Source organism: Chryseobacterium sp. S0630 (assembly GCF_024158915.1).
In the GTDB taxonomy this organism is placed as follows: Bacteria; Bacteroidota; Bacteroidia; order Flavobacteriales; family Weeksellaceae; genus Chryseobacterium.
Window position 1 is genome coordinate 23,058 of record NZ_JAMZGF010000021.1, and the last position, 18,157, is coordinate 41,214.

The 18,157-nt window shown below is 35.6% G+C and carries 13 protein-coding genes and 1 tRNA gene; 9 read left to right on the forward strand and 5 right to left on the reverse strand.

Annotated features, from left to right (window positions below):
* Positions 1–26 precede the first annotated feature (26 nt).
* A complete protein-coding gene (locus NK356_RS11345) occupies positions 27–1,208 on the reverse strand; it encodes an MFS transporter (RefSeq protein ID WP_253317026.1) in 1,182 nt (393 codons plus the stop codon).
* Positions 1,209–1,509: 301 nt separating this feature from the next.
* Between NK356_RS11345 and NK356_RS11350 the strand changes: the two genes are divergently transcribed.
* The 3 genes from NK356_RS11350 (at position 1,510) to NK356_RS11360 (ending at position 5,578) form a co-directional block, all read left to right on the forward strand.
* Entirely contained in the window at positions 1,510–2,391 is an 882-nt protein-coding gene (locus NK356_RS11350) for an AraC family transcriptional regulator (protein ID WP_034695194.1), read from the forward strand.
* An 89-nt stretch (positions 2,392–2,480) separates the two neighbouring features.
* Positions 2,481–4,409: an oleate hydratase gene (locus NK356_RS11355; protein WP_253317002.1), complete on the forward strand. Its 1,929-nt coding sequence runs from the start codon at positions 2,481–2,483 to the stop codon at positions 4,407–4,409.
* A 272-nt stretch (positions 4,410–4,681) separates the two neighbouring features.
* Complete coding sequence (locus NK356_RS11360) at positions 4,682–5,578, forward strand: 3-hydroxyacyl-CoA dehydrogenase (RefSeq protein ID WP_253317003.1); 897 nt, start codon at positions 4,682–4,684, stop codon at positions 5,576–5,578.
* A 377-nt stretch (positions 5,579–5,955) separates the two neighbouring features.
* Here NK356_RS11360 and NK356_RS11365 read toward each other — a convergent pair whose 3' ends face one another.
* Positions 5,956–7,626 (reverse strand): glutamine--tRNA ligase/YqeY domain fusion protein, encoded by a 1,671-nt coding sequence (locus NK356_RS11365; RefSeq protein ID WP_253317004.1) that lies wholly within the window; start codon positions 7,624–7,626, stop codon positions 5,956–5,958.
* A gap of 153 nt (positions 7,627–7,779) precedes the next feature.
* Between NK356_RS11365 and NK356_RS11370 the strand changes: the two genes are divergently transcribed.
* On the forward strand, positions 7,780–8,910 hold the full coding sequence (locus tag NK356_RS11370; RefSeq protein WP_034695190.1) for an alpha/beta hydrolase: 1,131 nt from the start codon (positions 7,780–7,782) through the stop codon (positions 8,908–8,910).
* A gap of 447 nt (positions 8,911–9,357) precedes the next feature.
* A complete protein-coding gene (locus tag NK356_RS11375; protein ID WP_156106428.1) occupies positions 9,358–9,525 on the forward strand; it encodes a hypothetical protein in 168 nt (55 codons plus the stop codon).
* 14 nt (positions 9,526–9,539) lie between these two features.
* Here NK356_RS11375 and NK356_RS11380 read toward each other — a convergent pair whose 3' ends face one another.
* Positions 9,540–10,544, reverse strand: coding sequence for an o-succinylbenzoate synthase (locus NK356_RS11380; RefSeq protein ID WP_253317005.1), 1,005 nt, complete (start codon positions 10,542–10,544; stop codon positions 9,540–9,542).
* Positions 10,545–11,561, reverse strand: coding sequence for a class 1 fructose-bisphosphatase (gene fbp / locus NK356_RS11385; RefSeq protein WP_034695188.1), 1,017 nt, complete (start codon positions 11,559–11,561; stop codon positions 10,545–10,547).
* A gap of 324 nt (positions 11,562–11,885) precedes the next feature.
* On the opposite strand from fbp, the gene NK356_RS11390 reads away from it, so the two are divergent.
* The 4 genes from NK356_RS11390 (at position 11,886) to NK356_RS11405 (ending at position 16,739) form a co-directional block, all read left to right on the forward strand.
* On the forward strand, positions 11,886–13,124 hold the full coding sequence (locus NK356_RS11390) for an aspartate kinase (RefSeq protein ID WP_253317006.1): 1,239 nt from the start codon (positions 11,886–11,888) through the stop codon (positions 13,122–13,124).
* Positions 13,125–13,146: 22 nt separating this feature from the next.
* Positions 13,147–14,988 (forward strand): lysophospholipid acyltransferase family protein, encoded by a 1,842-nt coding sequence (locus NK356_RS11395; RefSeq protein WP_253317007.1) that lies wholly within the window; start codon positions 13,147–13,149, stop codon positions 14,986–14,988.
* A gap of 109 nt (positions 14,989–15,097) precedes the next feature.
* Positions 15,098–15,170, forward strand: a tRNA-Phe gene (locus tag NK356_RS11400).
* 219 nt (positions 15,171–15,389) lie between these two features.
* Positions 15,390–16,739, forward strand: coding sequence for a DUF3472 domain-containing protein (locus NK356_RS11405; protein ID WP_253317008.1), 1,350 nt, complete (start codon positions 15,390–15,392; stop codon positions 16,737–16,739).
* A gap of 115 nt (positions 16,740–16,854) precedes the next feature.
* Here the strand turns inward: NK356_RS11405 and NK356_RS11410 are convergent, their stop codons facing one another.
* Positions 16,855–18,153: a hypothetical protein gene (locus NK356_RS11410; protein ID WP_253317009.1), complete on the reverse strand. Its 1,299-nt coding sequence runs from the start codon at positions 18,151–18,153 to the stop codon at positions 16,855–16,857.
* Positions 18,154–18,157: the final 4 nt, after the last annotated feature.

An 18,157-nucleotide genomic window follows, 5' to 3' on the forward strand; every position in this document is an offset into this window, starting at 1 on the left:
ATTTTAAAATTCATGAATCAAAAACATTATATCATCTCTTCTTCAGCTTTATTTTTATCCTTAAGCATCCATGGAATGATAAAGTAAAAACCAATGGCAATAAATACTGCAAGCAATCCGGTTCCGATCCATAATACATTGAATCCTAACTTTTCTGCAATGAGTGTTCCTATATAAGGTGTAATGATAAATGCTATGGAAAATGATATCCCGTTCAGTCCCATATAAGCGCCTTTATTGTTCTTTCCCGAGCGTAATGCTGTAATGGTAGACATAAATGGAAGTGTCCATATTTCTCCTACACAAAGTAAGGTCATAGACAGCACAAGGGTAATCATACTGTAATCAAACGCAAGCATTGCATAGGAAATACCACATAGGAAAGTCCCGAACAGCATTGTAAAGGCTAAAGTAAAATATTTCTCAGCGACCTGTACCAGTCCCATTTCAAGCAATACAATCAGGAAACCGCTGTATCCCAGAATGTATCCGATATTTTGCTGACTTAAATGTGCTGTATCCTTATAAAATATGGTCAGAGTACTGAACAGCTGGAAGAAACATATGGAAAACAGCATACAGAATACACAGTAAATCAAAAATTTACTATCCCGATAGGGAGAGCTTTCTTTTTTAATAATGATAACTTCTTTTACCTTTTTTGCCTTTTCTTTTGCCAATTTTGCACGGCCTTTAAAGAACCAGATATACATCAATCCCGCCAGCAAAGCAGCCAGTGCATTACTGAAAAACAGAAATTCATAAGAAATAGCCGACAAAATACCACCCAGCGCAGGACCAATTGAAAACCCGAGATTTACAGCCATACGGTTCAGTGAGAAAGCACGGGTAATATTTTCAGGTTTTGCATATTTGGTAATCGCCACCGAGTTCGCAGGACGGAAAGTTTCACTTACAATACTTTGGGCTAAAATAATTCCTGCCAGACCAGCTTCGGTAGTAAAGAGCGGGATCATACAAAATAAAGGAACACTGAGAAGTAAGCTCAGACTCTGTACTCTGTACTCACCTATTTTATCCGTGATCATTCCTCCCAGCCACGATCCAATAACCGAGCCTATTCCAAAAAAACTCAGTACAATTCCGGAATTTTCAATACTGAAATGTAAATGATTAGTCATATAAACTCCCAGAAACGGAAGTACCATAGAACCGGCCCTGTTGATGAGCATTACCAACGCCAGCATCCAACTCTCCTGCGAGAGTCCTTTAAAAGAACTCGTATATACGTTAATTAGTCTCACAATAATATTTGGGGGAATTTGAAAGTGCAAAATTAGATAAAAATAACCCAAAAGCCTTTGTTTACACCTCTTTTTTATCAATAACATTCATAAAAATACCCAATAAACCATATTTCGAAAAAAATGGAAATTTTTATAATATAAAATCCTAATACCTTTATAAAAATCGTAAATTGCAGTAACAACAAGGGTTTTTAAACTAAAAACACTTAAAAACACAATAAAAATTTAACCGATACTGAGAATGGTAACCTACGAAAATTTACATGATACGCTATCCTTTTACAGTATTGACTGCCGGCAATCCTACTATATTTCTTCCGGAAAACCCATTTTTGAATTTCCAAAGACTCCTTTCAGAATGGATTATTATGCGCTGTGCGTCTGTACTGCAGGAGAAATCCATATTGAGATAGATCGTCAGAAATATAAAGTAGATGTTCATAGTTTCCTTATCGCTGCACCATCTACGATTGTAAAATTTGGAAAAACCAGCAATGATTTTACAATGAAACTGCTGTTCTTTGACAAGAATTTTCTGATTAAAAATATCTCCAATCCTTTCATCATTGAAAAAATGAACCTTTTCTCTAAAGGTTCCTACAGCATTATAAAAACCACTGCAAAAAACTCATCGCAGCTGCAAAACCTTCTGGATTATCTTGATAAAAAATCGAAGAAGCAGGGAAAATTTACGGAAGAAATTATCCGCACTATTATTTTCAATCTGTTGTTGGAGGCCGCTGAAATTATAGAACAGGAAAACTCTTCAAATCCGGACAAAAAAGAAGAAGGAAAAAAAGATCTTTATCTGAAATTCAGTAAACTGATCAGAGAAAACATCACCAGGGAACGAATGGTTCAGTTTTATGCGGATCAGCTCCATGTTTCCAATAAATACCTCATCGAAATCATTAAAAAAGCAAGCGGAAAAACACCTCATGAGGTTATTGATGAAGCCTTACTGAAAGAAGCTTATGTCATGCTCGGAAATCCTGATATGACGATTTCTGAAATTGCATTTGAGTTACAGTTTAATTCCGCCTCGGCATTCGGCCGTTTCTTTAAAAAACATACTACGCTTTCTCCGTCAGAATACAGAATGAAAGAAAATATTCAGTCATGAGAATTTGGGGATAATAATTCTGAACTTGGGGATATATATCGCTTTGTGAATAGAGCTACCTTTATACTGTTAATTAAAAACAATACAAAATGAGTACGATCAATTCAAAATTCGACAAAGTTTTAAATGCCTCTGACCAGTTTGGAAACGTAAACCACGAACCGGATTCAAGTAAAGAAGTTCAGATTAACACTCCTGAAAAAACTATGCCTTTCTCCGACCAGATCGGAAACTATCAACGTAATAAAGGAATTCCTTTACAGTCTTACGAAAACAGTAAAATCTATATTGTAGGAAGCGGAATTGCCGGCATGTCTGCCGCTTATTATTTTATCCGTGATGGCCGTGTACCGGGCAAAAATATTATTTTCCTTGACCAGCTGAATGTGGAAGGCGGATCTCTGGATGGAGCCGGTAATGCAAAAGACGGTTACATCATCCGTGGGGGTAGAGAAATGGATATGACTTATGAAAATTTATGGGATATGTTCCAGGATATTCCTGCTCTGGAACTTCCTGCACCCTATAGTGTATTAGATGAATACCGTCTTGTCAATGACAACGACCCGAATTATTCTAAAGCAAGATTGATCCACAATCAGGGACAAATTAAAGATTTCAGTAAATTCGGGCTGGAGAAAAAAGATCAGCTGGCGATTGTAAAATTGCTGTTAAAGAAAAAAGAAGAGCTGGATGATCTTACGATTGAAGATTATTTTTCTCAATCTTTCCTCAACAGTAATTTCTGGTTCTTCTGGCGTTCTATGTTTGCCTTCGAAAACTGGCACAGCTTACTGGAATTGAAACTATACATGCACAGATTCCTTCATGCTATTGACGGAATGAAAGACTTCTCATGCCTTGTATTCCCAAAATACAACCAGTACGATACGTATGTAACTCCATTAAAAAACTTCCTGGTGGAAAAAGGAGTACAGATCCGGTTCAATACATTGGTAAAAGATCTTGATATTCATATTAATACGGAAGGAAAAACTGTAGAAGGAATCATCACTGAACAGAATGGAGAGGAAGTAAGAATACCCATCGGTAAAGATGATTACGTTATCGTAACTACCGGATCTATGACTGAAAGTACATTCTACGGAGACAATAATACCGTTCCTGAAGTTACGATAGACAACAGCAGCGCCGGACAAAGTGCCGGATGGAAACTTTGGAAAAATCTTGCTGCAAAATCTGAAGTGTTCGGGAAACCTGAAAAATTCTGTAGCCATATTGAAAAATCTTCATGGGAATCTGCTACATTAACCTGTCGTCCTTCTGCTTTTACAGAAAAACTGAAAGAACTGTGTGTAAATGATCCTTATTCAGGAAGAACAGCTACCGGAGGGATTATTACCATTACAGACTCCAATTGGGTAATGAGTTTTACCTGCAACAGACAGCCCCATTTCCCTACTCAGCCAGATGATATCCTTGTAGTATGGGTATACGCTTTATTGATGGATAAAGAAGGTAATTATATTAAAAAACCAATGCCTCAGTGTACCGGAAACGAGATCTTAGCTGAGCTTTGCTACCATCTTGGAATGGCTGATCAGCTGGACAACGTTATAGAAAACACCATTGTTCGTACTGCATTTATGCCTTATATTACTTCTATGTTTATGCCAAGAGCACAGGGAGACCGTCCGAGAGTAGTTCCTGAAGGATGTACCAACTTAGGTCTTGTAGGACAGTTTGTAGAAACCAATAATGATGTTGTATTCACTATGGAAAGTTCTGTGAGAACTGCAAGAATTGCTGTTTACAACCTTCTTAATCTCAACAAACAGGTTCCGGACATTAATCCGTTACAGTATGACATCCGACATTTATTAAAAGCTACCCAGGCTTTGAATGACTATAAACCTTTCTTAGGAGAAGGAATTTTAAGAAAAATATTAAAAGGAACTTATTTTGAACACATCCTTGTAAACCGTCCGGAAGAAAAAGAAGAACACGAATCTTTCTTAACCAGATTTCAGGAATGGGTAAAAGGAGTAAAAGATTGAAAATATTAGCTTACAAAACAATAGTTTTAAAGTAGTATATACTTTATTCTTAACGCAAAGGTTTATAAAAAACTTATTCTTATTCTAAGAGAGCAAAGGCAGATAAATCTGCTCTGCAAAGCAATACGCTTCATCAAATCAACTTGTTGATTCTCTTCTTTGCTTCCTATAATAAATCATTATTATTCTAAGCCTTTGCGTCAAAGACAAAGTAGCATTTTTTTTAAAAGTATCATCTACTTTAAAAACATTTTTAATTAAAAATAAATCTCATGGATTTTAAAAATATAACGATAGCAGGAAGTGGTGTATTGGGATATCAGATCGCCTTCCAGACTGCCTATCACGGTTTCAACGTTACCGTATATGATATCAATGATGAAGTATTGGAAAAAGCCAAAGGTAAATTCACCGCTTTAAGTGAAGCTTACCAGCAGGATTTAGCAGCAACAAAGGAACAACTTGATGCCACATTTAAAAATATCAATTATTCATCAGACCTTGCTGAAGCCGTGAAAGATGCCGATCTTCTGATAGAAGCAGTTCCTGAAGATCCAGCCATCAAAACGGAATTCTACCATAAGCTGGCACAGGTAGCACCTGAAAAAACAGTATTTGCAACGAACTCCTCTACACTACTTCCAAGTCAGTTTGCTGAAGATACGGGAAGACCGGAGAAATTTGTAGCCCTTCATTTTGCTAATGAAATCTGGAAACACAATACCGGAGAAGTGATGCGTCACCCGGAAACTTCACAGGAAGTATTTGATTCTGTCATCCAATTTGCAAAAGATATTGGAATGGTCGCCTTACCTATCCAGAAGGAACAACCTGGATATATTGTCAATTCATTACTAGTTCCTTTGCTTGGCGCAGCAGTCAACCTTTGGGTTGATGAAGTATCAGATATAGAAACAATTGATAAGACATGGATGGTAGCTACAGGAGCACATGCAGGGCCTTTTGGTATTCTGGATGTGGTAGGAATTACAACCGCCTACAATATCAACAAAATGGAAGCTGAGGAAACTCAGGATCCGTTGAAAATAAAAGCTGTAGAAAAATTAAAAGAAGACTATATTGATAAAGGAAAACTAGGAGTATTGACAGGGGAAGGATTTTATAAATATCCTAATCCTGCATATCGCGACAAAGACTTTCTGAAATAGAATCTTATACTTCAGATTTTAAACTATTAAATAAAAGCGGGACTTGTATGTAGTCTTGCTTTTTTGTTTATTAAATGCCTTAGGATTAATTCTGGCTTATAAAGCTGTTTGTTAGAAAACGCAAAGACGCAATGTTATTTCTTTCTGAAACGTTCTTAAGACGCAAGGATTTTATCTCCGATAAAATTAAACATTGTTAATTTCTTAAGCTAAGAATATTCATAGATTAATGATTGCATTTGCCGGAAATCTTCGATTTCCTTGCGCCTTAAAATACTCATAAAGTATAAACTTCTTAGCGCCTTTGCGTATTCCAACAAAAAAGCAGAACTCCAAATGAAGTCCTGCTTTTGTTTATTATATATTCTCTTAAATTATTAAGGTTTAAAAGAATCTTTCAATGTTACTGTACGGTTAAATACCAAAGTATCTTCTGTAGAATCCTGATCTTTTGTAAAGTATCCGATTCTCTGGAATTGCAATGGCTCTCCAACAGCTACTTCTTTCAGGTTCGGTTCAGCAAATCCTTTTACAGTAGTCACTGATTCAGGATTGATGAAGTTTAAGAAATCTACATCTTTTTCTGCATCAGGCTGCTCCACTGTAAACAGTTGGTTGTAGGTTCTTACTTCTACAGGAATAGCATGTTTTGCAGATACCCAATGTAAAGTTCCTTTTACTTTTCTTAAACTTTCCTCTGTTCCGCTTCCAGACTTACTCTTCTCATCATAAGTAGCATAGATGGTAGTGATTTCACCATTTTCGTCCTTCTCTACTCTTTCAGCTTTAATGATGTAAGCAGATTTCAAACGAACTTCTCCACCTAATTTAAGTCTGAAAAACTTATTGTTAGCTTCTTCTTTAAAGTCTTCACGTTCTATATAGATTTCTCTTGAGAATGGTATTTCTCTTGTTCCTGCATTTTCCTGTTCAGGATTATTTTCAGTTTCTAACCATTCTTCTTTATCTTCCGGATAGTTTTCGATCACCAATTTTACAGGATCTACTACTGCCATTACACGCTTGGCAACTTTATTCAAGTCTTCACGTACGCAGAAATCCAGCAACTGAATTTCGATAAGGTTTTCTCTTTTCGCTACCCCAACTTTTTCAATAAAATTTCTGATAGAAGTAGGAGTAAATCCTTTTCTTCTCATCCCTGAGATAGTAGGCATTCTAGGATCGTCCCATCCCGTTACTACTCCTTCAGCTACCAATCTTTGTAACTTTCTTTTGGAAGTAATCATATAGGAAACATTCATCCTTGCAAATTCTCTCTGCTTGTTTTTAACTCTTCCTTCTTCGTAAACCTGATCTAAATACCAGTTATAAAGAGGTCTGTGGTTTTCGAACTCCAAAGAACAAAGCGAGTGCGAAATTTGTTCAATATAATCGGATTCACCATGAGCCCAGTCGTACATTGGATAAATTTTCCAAGCTGTACCGGTTCTCTGGTGAGGCTTATTCAAAATTCTGTACATCACAGGGTCACGCATATTCATGTTAGGTGAAACCATGTCAATTTTTGCACGAAGAGACATTGAACCACTTTCAAATTCTCCGTTTTTCATCCTTTCGAATAAATCTAAAGATTCTTCAACAGGACGGTTTCTGTATGGAGATTCAATTCCCGGTTCTGCAGGATTTTTTCTCTGTTCAGTAATTACTTCAGAAGGCTGCTCATCTACGTAAGCTTTTCCTTCTTTAATTAACTGAACCGCCCAATCGTAAAGCTGCTGGAAGTAATCGGATGCATACAAAACTTTATCCCATTTGAAACCTAACCATTCAACGTCTTTCATGATAGAATCTACGAATTCCTGTTCTTCTTTCTCAGGGTTCGTATCGTCGAAACGAAGGTTTACGGGAGCATTGTATTTTTCGCCCAGACCAAAGTTGATGCAGATGGCTTTTGTATGCCCTACATGCAGATAACCATTAGGTTCAGGCGGAAAACGGAAACGAATCTGATCTCTTTTCAGACCGTTTGCCAAATCATCTTCTATAATTTGCTCAATAAAATTGAGTGATTTTTTTTCTTCTTCCATTAAAGTAGCTTTTATTTTTTTGCAAAAAAAGTTTCACAAAGTTACGGAAAAATAAGCTTTTGTAAAAGTGATAATTTAAAAGCCTTATGTATTGTATTTCAATATTTTTCACTAATTTCGGGATGCTAATACCATTTTAACCAATTAACCGTCATGGCCGTTTATATCTTAAGCAACCGGAAAATTATCCGGCACAAAGGCGAAAGAGTAGACTCTTTTTCCAATGAAGAATACTCGATTCCTAATTTCAGGATCGCCAAGTGCGATTTTGACAATTATAAGGAACCTACCGCACAGGTCAAAAAGAAGAAAGATTATACCAACAGAAACATTCTGAATTACAAGCTTTTTTCCGAACCTGAAAAACAAGGGTATGAAGAAGTCCTAGAGGTTCTGTTAAATGAAAAGGGAATTAAAAAATCCTCTCTTACAGCCAATAATCTTGGCGGAACCCAAAGAATGTTTTATGAATTGTACAAAAATATGTCTTCTACCAAAGACAGAAGTGATGTACTGATATTCATCCATGGTTATTTGTATGATTTTGATGATGAATTAAAGGCCATACTTGATCTAAAAAAAATATTCATTGATAATCCGGCATCTCCTGTAGAACATATCTTATTTGTCAGTTGGCCCGCTTCCGGCAGTATGATCCCTTTGAGTTATTTTGATGATAAGGCTTCCAGCATCAACTCCGGAACTTCTCTGGTGAGATTGTTTTATTTCTATACTCAGTTTTTAAAAGATATTTTTTCTAACCGGGATCTTGCTCCCTGCAATCAAAGAATACATCTTATGGCTCACTCTATGGGAAACAGAGTGCTTCAAAGTATGTTATACAGCCTTAAGAGAGAGAATATACTGCGTGTTATTGACCAGGTTCTCCTGTTGAATGCAGATGTGAGTTATAAAGTGTTTGAAGATTCTGAGGATTCATTCAATAAACTGCCATTATTAGCCAACCGGATTTCTATTTACTTAAACAGACAGGATATTATTCTGGGGGCTTCTCAGTTTACCAAAAATATTCTTACCCCAAGACTTGGTAAAAATGGACCAAGTGATATTGCTCATTACAAAGATATTGTGTCTATTATCGACTGTACATTTGTAAAAGATGATCTTCTCAACAGTCTTAAATATGAAGTAGGAAATCATTGGGGGTACCTTTCAAGCTCGCAGGTACAGAAAGATATCTTTCAAAATTTAAACGGAATTGACAGAAATCTTATCACCAACAGATCAAAGGATAACGAAAATATTTTCACAATTATTTCTTAACAAATAATTAAAATAATTCTTAAAAAATAAACTCTGTGTTAAAATTAGCCTCAATTTACAGTATGGCACAGAGATTGCTAATTCAAACGTTAGGGAATTACAATTTTTTATTATGGGACAGATTAAAAAAAGGTTTTCTGATATATTAAACTATATCAAGAAAGCCATCTTCGTAAAAGATGTGATTTAACTGAGTAAAAACCTCTAAATCAACAAAATATTCGATACAGAACTACTACATCCTCATAAAGACCGGATTAAAAATAACCCTCATCTATTCTGCATAGGAAGGGATTGCTAAATTGAAAAACCGGAACTACCTTTTTAGATTTCAAACAATACAAACTTTTTAGTAAAATTGTTAAATATTACTAAATAATTCCCCATGTGTTGTATAATTAAAAAAAGTTATCGACATTTACTTACCAATCAAATAAAATCAATAACATGAAAAATCTAAAGAAAATCAAAAGAGGAGAATTAAAATCCATCAAAGGAGGAAGACCACCTCTTGGATGCAACAGCTGGAATCCGGTTGCTATGTGCTGCAGATCATGGGCACCTGACTATTGTGGCCAAACTACTTGTCCAGATTCACCTCCACCATTATGCTAATTAATTTTTAACAATTATATTTTGAACCACAGCAGCTCATTTCTGAGTTCTAAATCGGATTCAAAATTATTGACAAATAAAGATCCAGTGCCTAAACCTTGAGGCATTGGATTTTTTTTGGTAAATGTATACTGAGCAATGGCGTTCAAACCGATATTACTTTCCAAAGCTGAAGTAATCCACCAGCCTATATTCTGATTTTCTGCCAGAGAAATCCATTCATCTGAACCTGAAAACCCTCCCACTAAAGCAGGTTTAAGAATAATATACTGAGGATTTATCGTTTCTAAAAGCTGTTTCTTTTTTTCAGGATCAATAATTCCGATCAGTTCTTCATCCAATGCAATGGGAGTAAGTGTTTTTGCACATAGTTCAGCCATATCATTCCAATTTCCGGCTTTAATAGGCTGTTCAATAGAGTGAATATGAAGATCAGCAAGCTGCTGTAACACAATGACTGCTTCCTCTTTACTGAATCCTCCGTTAGCATCCACACGAAGTTCCAGCTGATCTTTGGAGAATTTTTCTCTTAATTTCTGGAGAATAACATGCTCAGATTTCCAATCGACACCAATTTTTAATTTGATACAATGGAAACCTTTTTCCAGTTTCTCCTGAATCTGTTCTTCCATATACCCAGCATCGCCCATCCATATCAGTCCGTTGATGGTAATCGCAGATTTTCCTTCGGTAAATTCACCAGGAAAATAAAGACTGTCTCCATATTTCAGATTCTGAACTGCCTGCTCATATCCAAACCAGATAGAAGGAAATTCTTTCAGTTCTTCCTTCAAAAATTCCGCATCCTGATTGATATTTTCACAAAGCCATTTCAGTTTTTCTTCATAATCGGGTCTGTCATCAAAACTCAGTCCTCTGAAAATAGCACATTCTCCCACTCCTTTTCTTCCTTCTTCGGTAATCGTCAGAATAAAGGTTTCTTTATCAAGCAAAACGCCGCGAGATGTTCCACTCGGGCGTTTAAATTGTAATAAATATTGTAAGTATGTTGCTTCCATTTATTTCACGCTGTCGATACGCATAAATTCTTCAGCCTTTTCTACCATTTCAATACTTCCGCAGAAGAAAGGAATTCTTTGGTGAAGTTCTGTAGGCTCTATTTCAAGAATTCTTCTGAATCCGTCAGTTGCTTTTGCTCCTGCCTGCTCTGCAAGGAACGCCATTGGATTACATTCGTATAAAAGTCTTAATTTACCATTCGGAGCTTGTGAATAAGAAGGATAAATATAGATACCTCCTTTCAGCATATTTCTATGGAAGTCTGCTACCAAAGAACCGATATATCTTGAAGTATATGGACGGTCACCTTCTTCCATCTGGCAGTATTTAAGGTAATTCTTTACGCCCTGAGGAAATTTGATATAGTTTCCTTCGTTGATAGAATAAATCTTTCCAGTTTTTGGGAAAGTCATGTTAGGATGTGAAAGATAATATGTTCCCAAAGATGGATCCAATGTAAATCCGTTTACTCCATTACCTGTTGTATAAACAATCATGGTAGATGAACCGTAAATAACATATCCCGCAGCAATCTGGTTGATCCCTTTTTGTAAAAAGTCTTCCAACTGTACAGGAGTTCCCGGTTCTGTAACTCTTCTGTAGATAGAGAAGATAGTTCCCACAGAAACATTTACATCAATATTGGAAGATCCGTCCAAAGGATCAATTAATACTACATATTTACTTAAATGTCCGTTTTCACCACATTTAATATCAATAAAGTCATCATTTTCCTCAGAAGCAATACCACAAACAACCTCTCTTTGAGACAAAGCCGTAATAAAAATTTCGTTAGCAATCACATCTAGTTTCTGCTGCTCTTCTCCCTGAACGTTTTGGTTTCCTGCAGCTCCTGTAATATCTACAATTCCGGCTTTATTTACTTCTCTGTTTACCACTTTCGAAGCCAATCTTATTGCACTTAGAAGACGAGAAAATTCACCTGTAGAATACTGAAAATCGTCCTGTTTATCTATAAGAAATTCTCCTAAAGTCTGTAATGGTTGATTTGACATATTTTTCTTTTTACGTTTTGCCCAAATTTCGGAAAATTTATCGCATTAAGAAAATTTAATTAAAAAAGAGATTAATCACTGTATTTCAACACAATACAAACAAAACACAAGATAATCCCAAGCCTTTACTGGAAATTATGTCTCCGATTTTGTTGAATCAGGAACACAAAAAATACAAATTATTTCATTATTTGTTGATTTTAAGGAAATCTTAATTCTATCTCCTCGCTAGGCTATTTCATATCTCGTTGTAAATTTATAATTTTGACGTCCGTAAAAAACTCATGTAATTTTTTATCTAACAATTTTATTTTTAACAATTTAATGAAAATTTTCAAGTTTGGTGGAGCATCGGTAAAAGATGCTGACAGTGTAAAAAACGTGTCCATGGTTCTAAAAAGCCAGGGATTTGCCAAATGTTTGCTGGTAATTTCAGCAATGGGCAAGACGACAAATGAGTTGGAAAAAGTTGTAGAACTTTATTTCAAAAAAGATAACTATCAAGCTGAGATTGAAAAGATAAAACGAAAACACATGGAAATTGCGGAAGGACTTTTTCCTGAAAATCATGCGGTTTTTGCTGAAATCAATCTCTTTTTTGATGATATTGATTCTTTTTTAAGAAGAAATAAATCTCCTAATTACAACTTCGTATACGATCAGGTGGTAAGCTGTGGAGAAATGATTTCTACTAAAATCGTGAGTGAGTATCTGAATGAGATCCAATTTACAAATCAGTGGCTGGATGCCAGAGATTATGTAAAAACGGATAATTCTTACAGAGAAGGTACGGTAGACTGGACAAGAACAGAAGAATTTATTTCTCATCTTAATCCTGAAATATGCTACGTAACTCAGGGATTCATCGGTTCTGACGACAATAATTTTACGGTAACGTTAGGAAGAGAGGGTTCTGACTATTCTGCTGCTATTTTTGCATATTGCTTAAATGCTGAAGCAATGACGATCTGGAAAGATGTACCTGGAGTAATGACCGGAGATCCAAGAAAGTTCAGTGATGTAACTCTTCTTTCCAACATTTCTTATGAGGAAGCTATTGAAATGGCTTATTATGGAGCAAGTGTCATTCACCCAAAAACATTACAGCCACTTCAACAAAAAAATATTCCTTTTTATGTAAAATCTTTTGTAGATCCTACTAAAGAAGGAACAAAAGTAGGTGCTTCTGACAAAAACCAACAGGAAGAATCTTACATTCTGAAAGAAAACCAGGATCTTTTGAAAATCTCAACCAGAGACTTCTCTTTTATTGCAGAAGATCATATGAGCCTGATTTTTGGATATTTATCTAAATACAAGATCAAAGTTTCCCTGATGCAGAATTCTGCAATCTCTTTGGCACTGTGCCTTGAGGATAAATTTAATCATATTGATGAGCTCAACGAAGAGCTTCAAAAAATTTTTAAAACCGAAGCAATTAAAAATGTATCTTTATTCACAGTAAGAAATGCGAAGAAGGATCACATTGATAAATTTTACCATGAAAAAAATGTATTATTGGAACAAATCTCCAAGAATACTCTTCAAATGGTAACACAATAATATTAATTGCGACTAAACACACATGAGTTTAATTTCGAAAAACGATCTGATCAAAGCTTCCGGCTTAAGTAAACTTGGGTTCCTCAAGAACCCGGTAGCATCTGCTGTGATGAGCATTGCTAAAATAAACGAAGTAAATAAATTATACGATAAATTAAAAGACAAGGAAGGCAAAGACTTTTTCGACTCATTTGTGAGAGAAAGAAACCTAAGCTATGTAGCTTTTGAAGAGGATCTGGCAAAGATTCCGAAAACTGGACCATTTGTTTTGGTTTCCAATCACCCGCTGGGTGCTATTGACGGGATTCTGATGTGCAAGGTCTTATCAGAGGTTCGTCCGGATTTTAAGGTAATGGGAAATTTCCTTTTGGAGAAGATCAAACCTATGGAACCATACGTAATCGCTGTAAATCCTTTTGAAAACAGAAAAGACGCTTACAGCAGCTCTTCGGGAATGCGTGAAACCCTCAAGCATTTACAAAATGGAGGCTGTGTAGGTATTTTCCCGGCAGGAGAAGTTTCCAACAAGAACAATCCTTACGGAGAAATTTTAGATAAGGAATGGGAAAAAACGGCACTTAAGCTTATCAGAATGGCTAAAGTGCCGGTAGTTCCTATGTATTTCCATGCTAAGAACAGCAGACTTTTTTATCAGGTGGCTAAGCTTCACCCGAATTTGCAGACTCTGATGCTTCCTGCAGAAATGATGAATGACAGGGAAAAACCTATCAGAATCAGAATTGGACGCCCAATTACCGTAAAGGCAATGGACGAGATGGAAACGATTGAGGAATTGGGAGAGTTTTTAAAACGTAAGGTTTATATGATGAAATCTTACTATGAAAAGAGAAAATCCCTTGCCCAAAGCATCAATCTTCAGAACTTATCTGTTAAGTTCCCTTTATTAAAAGAAGAGAATATTGTTCAGAACATCATTGATGAAACCCCTCTGGAAGATATTATTAAAGATGTCGATAAATTGAGAGGAACTGATAAAATGCTTTTCAGTAACGGAAATTACGAAATCTACTTTACGACTTACGAGGAAATTCCTTCTATTATGAGGGAAATCGGACGTCAGAGAGAACTTACTTTCCGTGCGGTAGGTGAAGGAAGTAATCTTCCTTTTGACCTTGATGAGTATGATAAACATTACCATCATCTGTTCCTTTGGGACAATGGTGAGAAAAAGCTGGCTGGTGCTTACAGAATGGCATTGGGTAGAGAGGTAATGAAGAAATATGGTATCAAAGGCTTCTATACAAGCTCTTTATTTGAGTTTGAACAGGACATCCATCCTTTCTTCAAAAAGGTAATTGAAATGGGTCGTGCTTACATCTGTCAGGAATATCAGCAGAAACCACTTCCACTCTTCCTTTTATGGAGAGGAATTGTGCATGTATGTCTGAGAAATCCTGATCATAAATTCCTTATGGGTGGGGTGAGTATCTCGAATAAATTCTCAGAGTTCTCGAAATCATTGATGATTGAATTTATGCGTTCAAATTATTTTGATTCCGCAGTAGCTCAGTATATCACTCCAAGGAATGAATACAAAGTAAAGCTTCGCGACAGGGATAAAAACATTTTCTTTGAGGAAATGGAGTCTGATCTTAATAAACTGGACAAGATTATTGATGACCTTGAGCCTGAATTGAGACTTCCTGTATTGATCAAAAAATACATCAAACAAAATGCTAAAGTAATTGCTTTTAACGTGGATCCAAACTTTAATGATGCGATCGATGGATTGATGTATATCAGAATCAGTGATCTTCCGGAAAACACGATCAAACCGGTATTGGAAGAGATGAGCGAGCAGATCAGAAAGGAGCAGGAAAATAATCCGACTGATAATCAGTAAGTTTTTAATTTTATTCAAAAAAAGTACGATGAATACTTGCTTTGTATACTAAAACTTACTACTTTTGCATCACTTTAAAACAACGAAGTAAGTCAAACAAAAATATAATGGTTTCTTAGCTCAGTTGGTAGAGCAATGGATTGAAAATCCATGTGTCCCTGGTTCGATTCCTGGAGAAACCACTTTAAAACCTCTAATTCAGTTTAGAGGTTTTTTTGTTTTTTACATTCAGCTCCTTTCTCTCATTCTTACTTCAGACATATTGCTAAACGGATATAAAAGCACAATACATTTTTCCATATTTGATTTAAAACAAAAAATTAATCAAAAGTTTGGGAATTAATTTTTTATTTGACAGGTAAGACTTAATTTAGTAGAACAAACCTAATTACAAATAAACTATGGAAGTAAAATTATTAGCCAATACCTTTTGGGGTATTGCTGCTCTGCTCATTTTTCAATCATGTGCAGAAAACACTATGGCAACAGAGGATACTGTTACAAAACAAAAAAACACCTCAGCTGTAAATAAAACTTCATCCTTCACCGTGCCAATTGCCGGAAATTCTTTTTTAACAGTAAAGCCTTCGGGAGCCAGTGAAGTTATTACTTCCACTAACCTGGGTAACTGGACCAACTCCAATAGTGTTATAAGTACTTATTTCAGGGTGAGTAATACCGGAACATTAAACATTGGATTAAAAGCTTCTGTTCCTTCAGGTACAAGTGTTGTAAAGGTAACAGTAGGCAACACCTCCAAAAATGTTACTTTAACCGGATCTACTTCTAAGGATTACACCGTGGGAGATTTTACTATTTCTTCTCCGGGTTATGTAAAAGTTGATCTTCAGGGAGTCTCTAAAACCGGAGGATATTTTGCTGATGTAACAGGTGTTACTTTCAGGGGAGCAGCTTCTACAGGAACCAATATTTACAGCAATGATCCATCTTATTATTACTGGGCACGCAGAGGGCCTTCCTGCCACCTGAATTATATGATTCCTACTACGAGTAATGTCAGCTACTATTACAACGAAGTAACAGTCCCTGTGGGAGAAGATAAAATTGGCTCTTATTTTATGGCCAATGGCTTTAGTGCGGGCTATTTTGGAATGCAGGTTAATTCTGCTACGGAAAGAAGGATTTTATTCTCAGTATGGAGCCCATTTGAGACGGATGATCCGAATAATATTCCTCCTGATCACAAAATCATTCTGAACAGAGCCGGAACCGGAGTAACAATCGGAGAATTCGGCAATGAAGGCTCGGGCGGGCAAAGCTACTACAAATACAACTGGAGCGCAGGACAAACCTATAAATTTTTATTAAAAGGTGAACCTGATGGAACCGGAAAAACAGATTTTACAGCCTGGTTTTTATCTCCGGATTCTACGACATGGAAGCTGATAGCCAGCTGGAAACGGCCTCAAACCAGTACTTATCTTAAAAGCTTCTATAGTTTTGTTGAAAATTTCAATCCCGAAAATGGATATCAGGGCAGAAAAGCAGAATTCAAAAATCAATGGGTAAAAACTTCAGACGGCAATTGGTTTGCCATTTCCGGAGCAAAGTTCAGTGTGGATAACACTTATAATGCCCAACAAAGAATAGATGCCATAGGAGGCACCAATGGTAACGCTTTCTTTTTGCAAAATGGAGGGTTCTTTAATACAGTCGTTGCTCCCGGCACACAGTTTTCTGTTAGTGCACCTACATCAGCTCCAAATATTAATTTTTCTACACTTCCTTAGAATGATCATTTAAAAATAACAAGCCAGCTACTTTAAATAATAGCTGGCTTTTTAAATTCTAAAGGATTAGAAACTTTTATAAAAAGCACACTCATTTCTGACTGTGCTTGATATATTATTTTTTAGGATGTTGTTTTCGCCAATCTGTAATATTCATCGGTTGATTATCCGGGCCACATGTTCCATTGTATTCACATTCTTCAACAAAATATTCATCATAGTCTGCATTATCCCACCATTCTTTAAATTTTGGAAGGTTAAAATAATTATTTTTCTGTAAAATATTTACTTCCTCCTTATCTAAAAAGAAGCGTAACCTCCCCATCAATTTAGAGTTGTCTCCGTATCCTGAAACAAATCTTTTGTCATACTTATATTGTTCACCAAAATAAACAATATTTGCAAGTATTTTCACCTTATCCTCCTTCGAAACACCAGTTTCTTTGTTATTAAAATCAGCAAAATATTCAAGATAATTTTTTATATTATCCAAGATAAATCTATTTTCTGACGGATCAGTAGGAAGATATAATTTTTGTAAAATTTTAAAAGTATTAGCATGTATTTTTACTGTTTCATCACATTGCTTTACCCAAAACAATTTCCCATAATCAGACGGGTCTTTTTTATCAAATTTTGTTCTTTCAATAACCCACTTCAATAAATCAATATCCTGAGTGTAGCCAAAAGTTTTTACTAAAGCCTCCATAAAATAGGAATCATTAAGGGTAAGCCATTTGTATTGAGCCTTATTATCATTAAACAAATAGAGGTTACGTGCAACTAATGTTTGTATATTCTTCTTTCTCTGCTCCTTCAGATTGGACATATCTTTCCATAAATATTTCTTAACTTCATTTCCGTTGGCATCTTTATAGTTTTTTGAAGCCGAATTTTCTTCCTGAGCTGCTTCACTATATGTTTTTTGATAATCAATAATCAAGGGAAGTGGATAAAGATCAGTAATGAAGTTCTGATTTTTAACTACAAATACCCCATTATTCTCTGCGTTATTTGGAAAAAAATTCAACTCCTTATCACACTTATCAATTAAATTGATATACAGAAATTTACTGGTTGAGTTCTTATCAATAATCCGGTTAAAAATCTGTTTTATTTTATTACTAAACTCTTCATTGCTGATAGCTTTATAACCATTATCTAAAAGTAATTGATTCAATATTGGAGTTGCTACTTCCAAATCTTTATCGGAATACTGGTATGGATTATCAAAAGAAGGTTTTCCATATTCTAACTGTTTTTTTAGCATAGTATTAACATCTTGATTAAATTGCAGACCTGCAGAACTTTCTGTAATAGTTGCCACATTCTTTTTATTTTCAGCCTTTTTATCCTGACATGATACTAAAGCAGAAGAAATAAAAAGCAGGCTCATTAAAATTCTATGTTTCATTTTC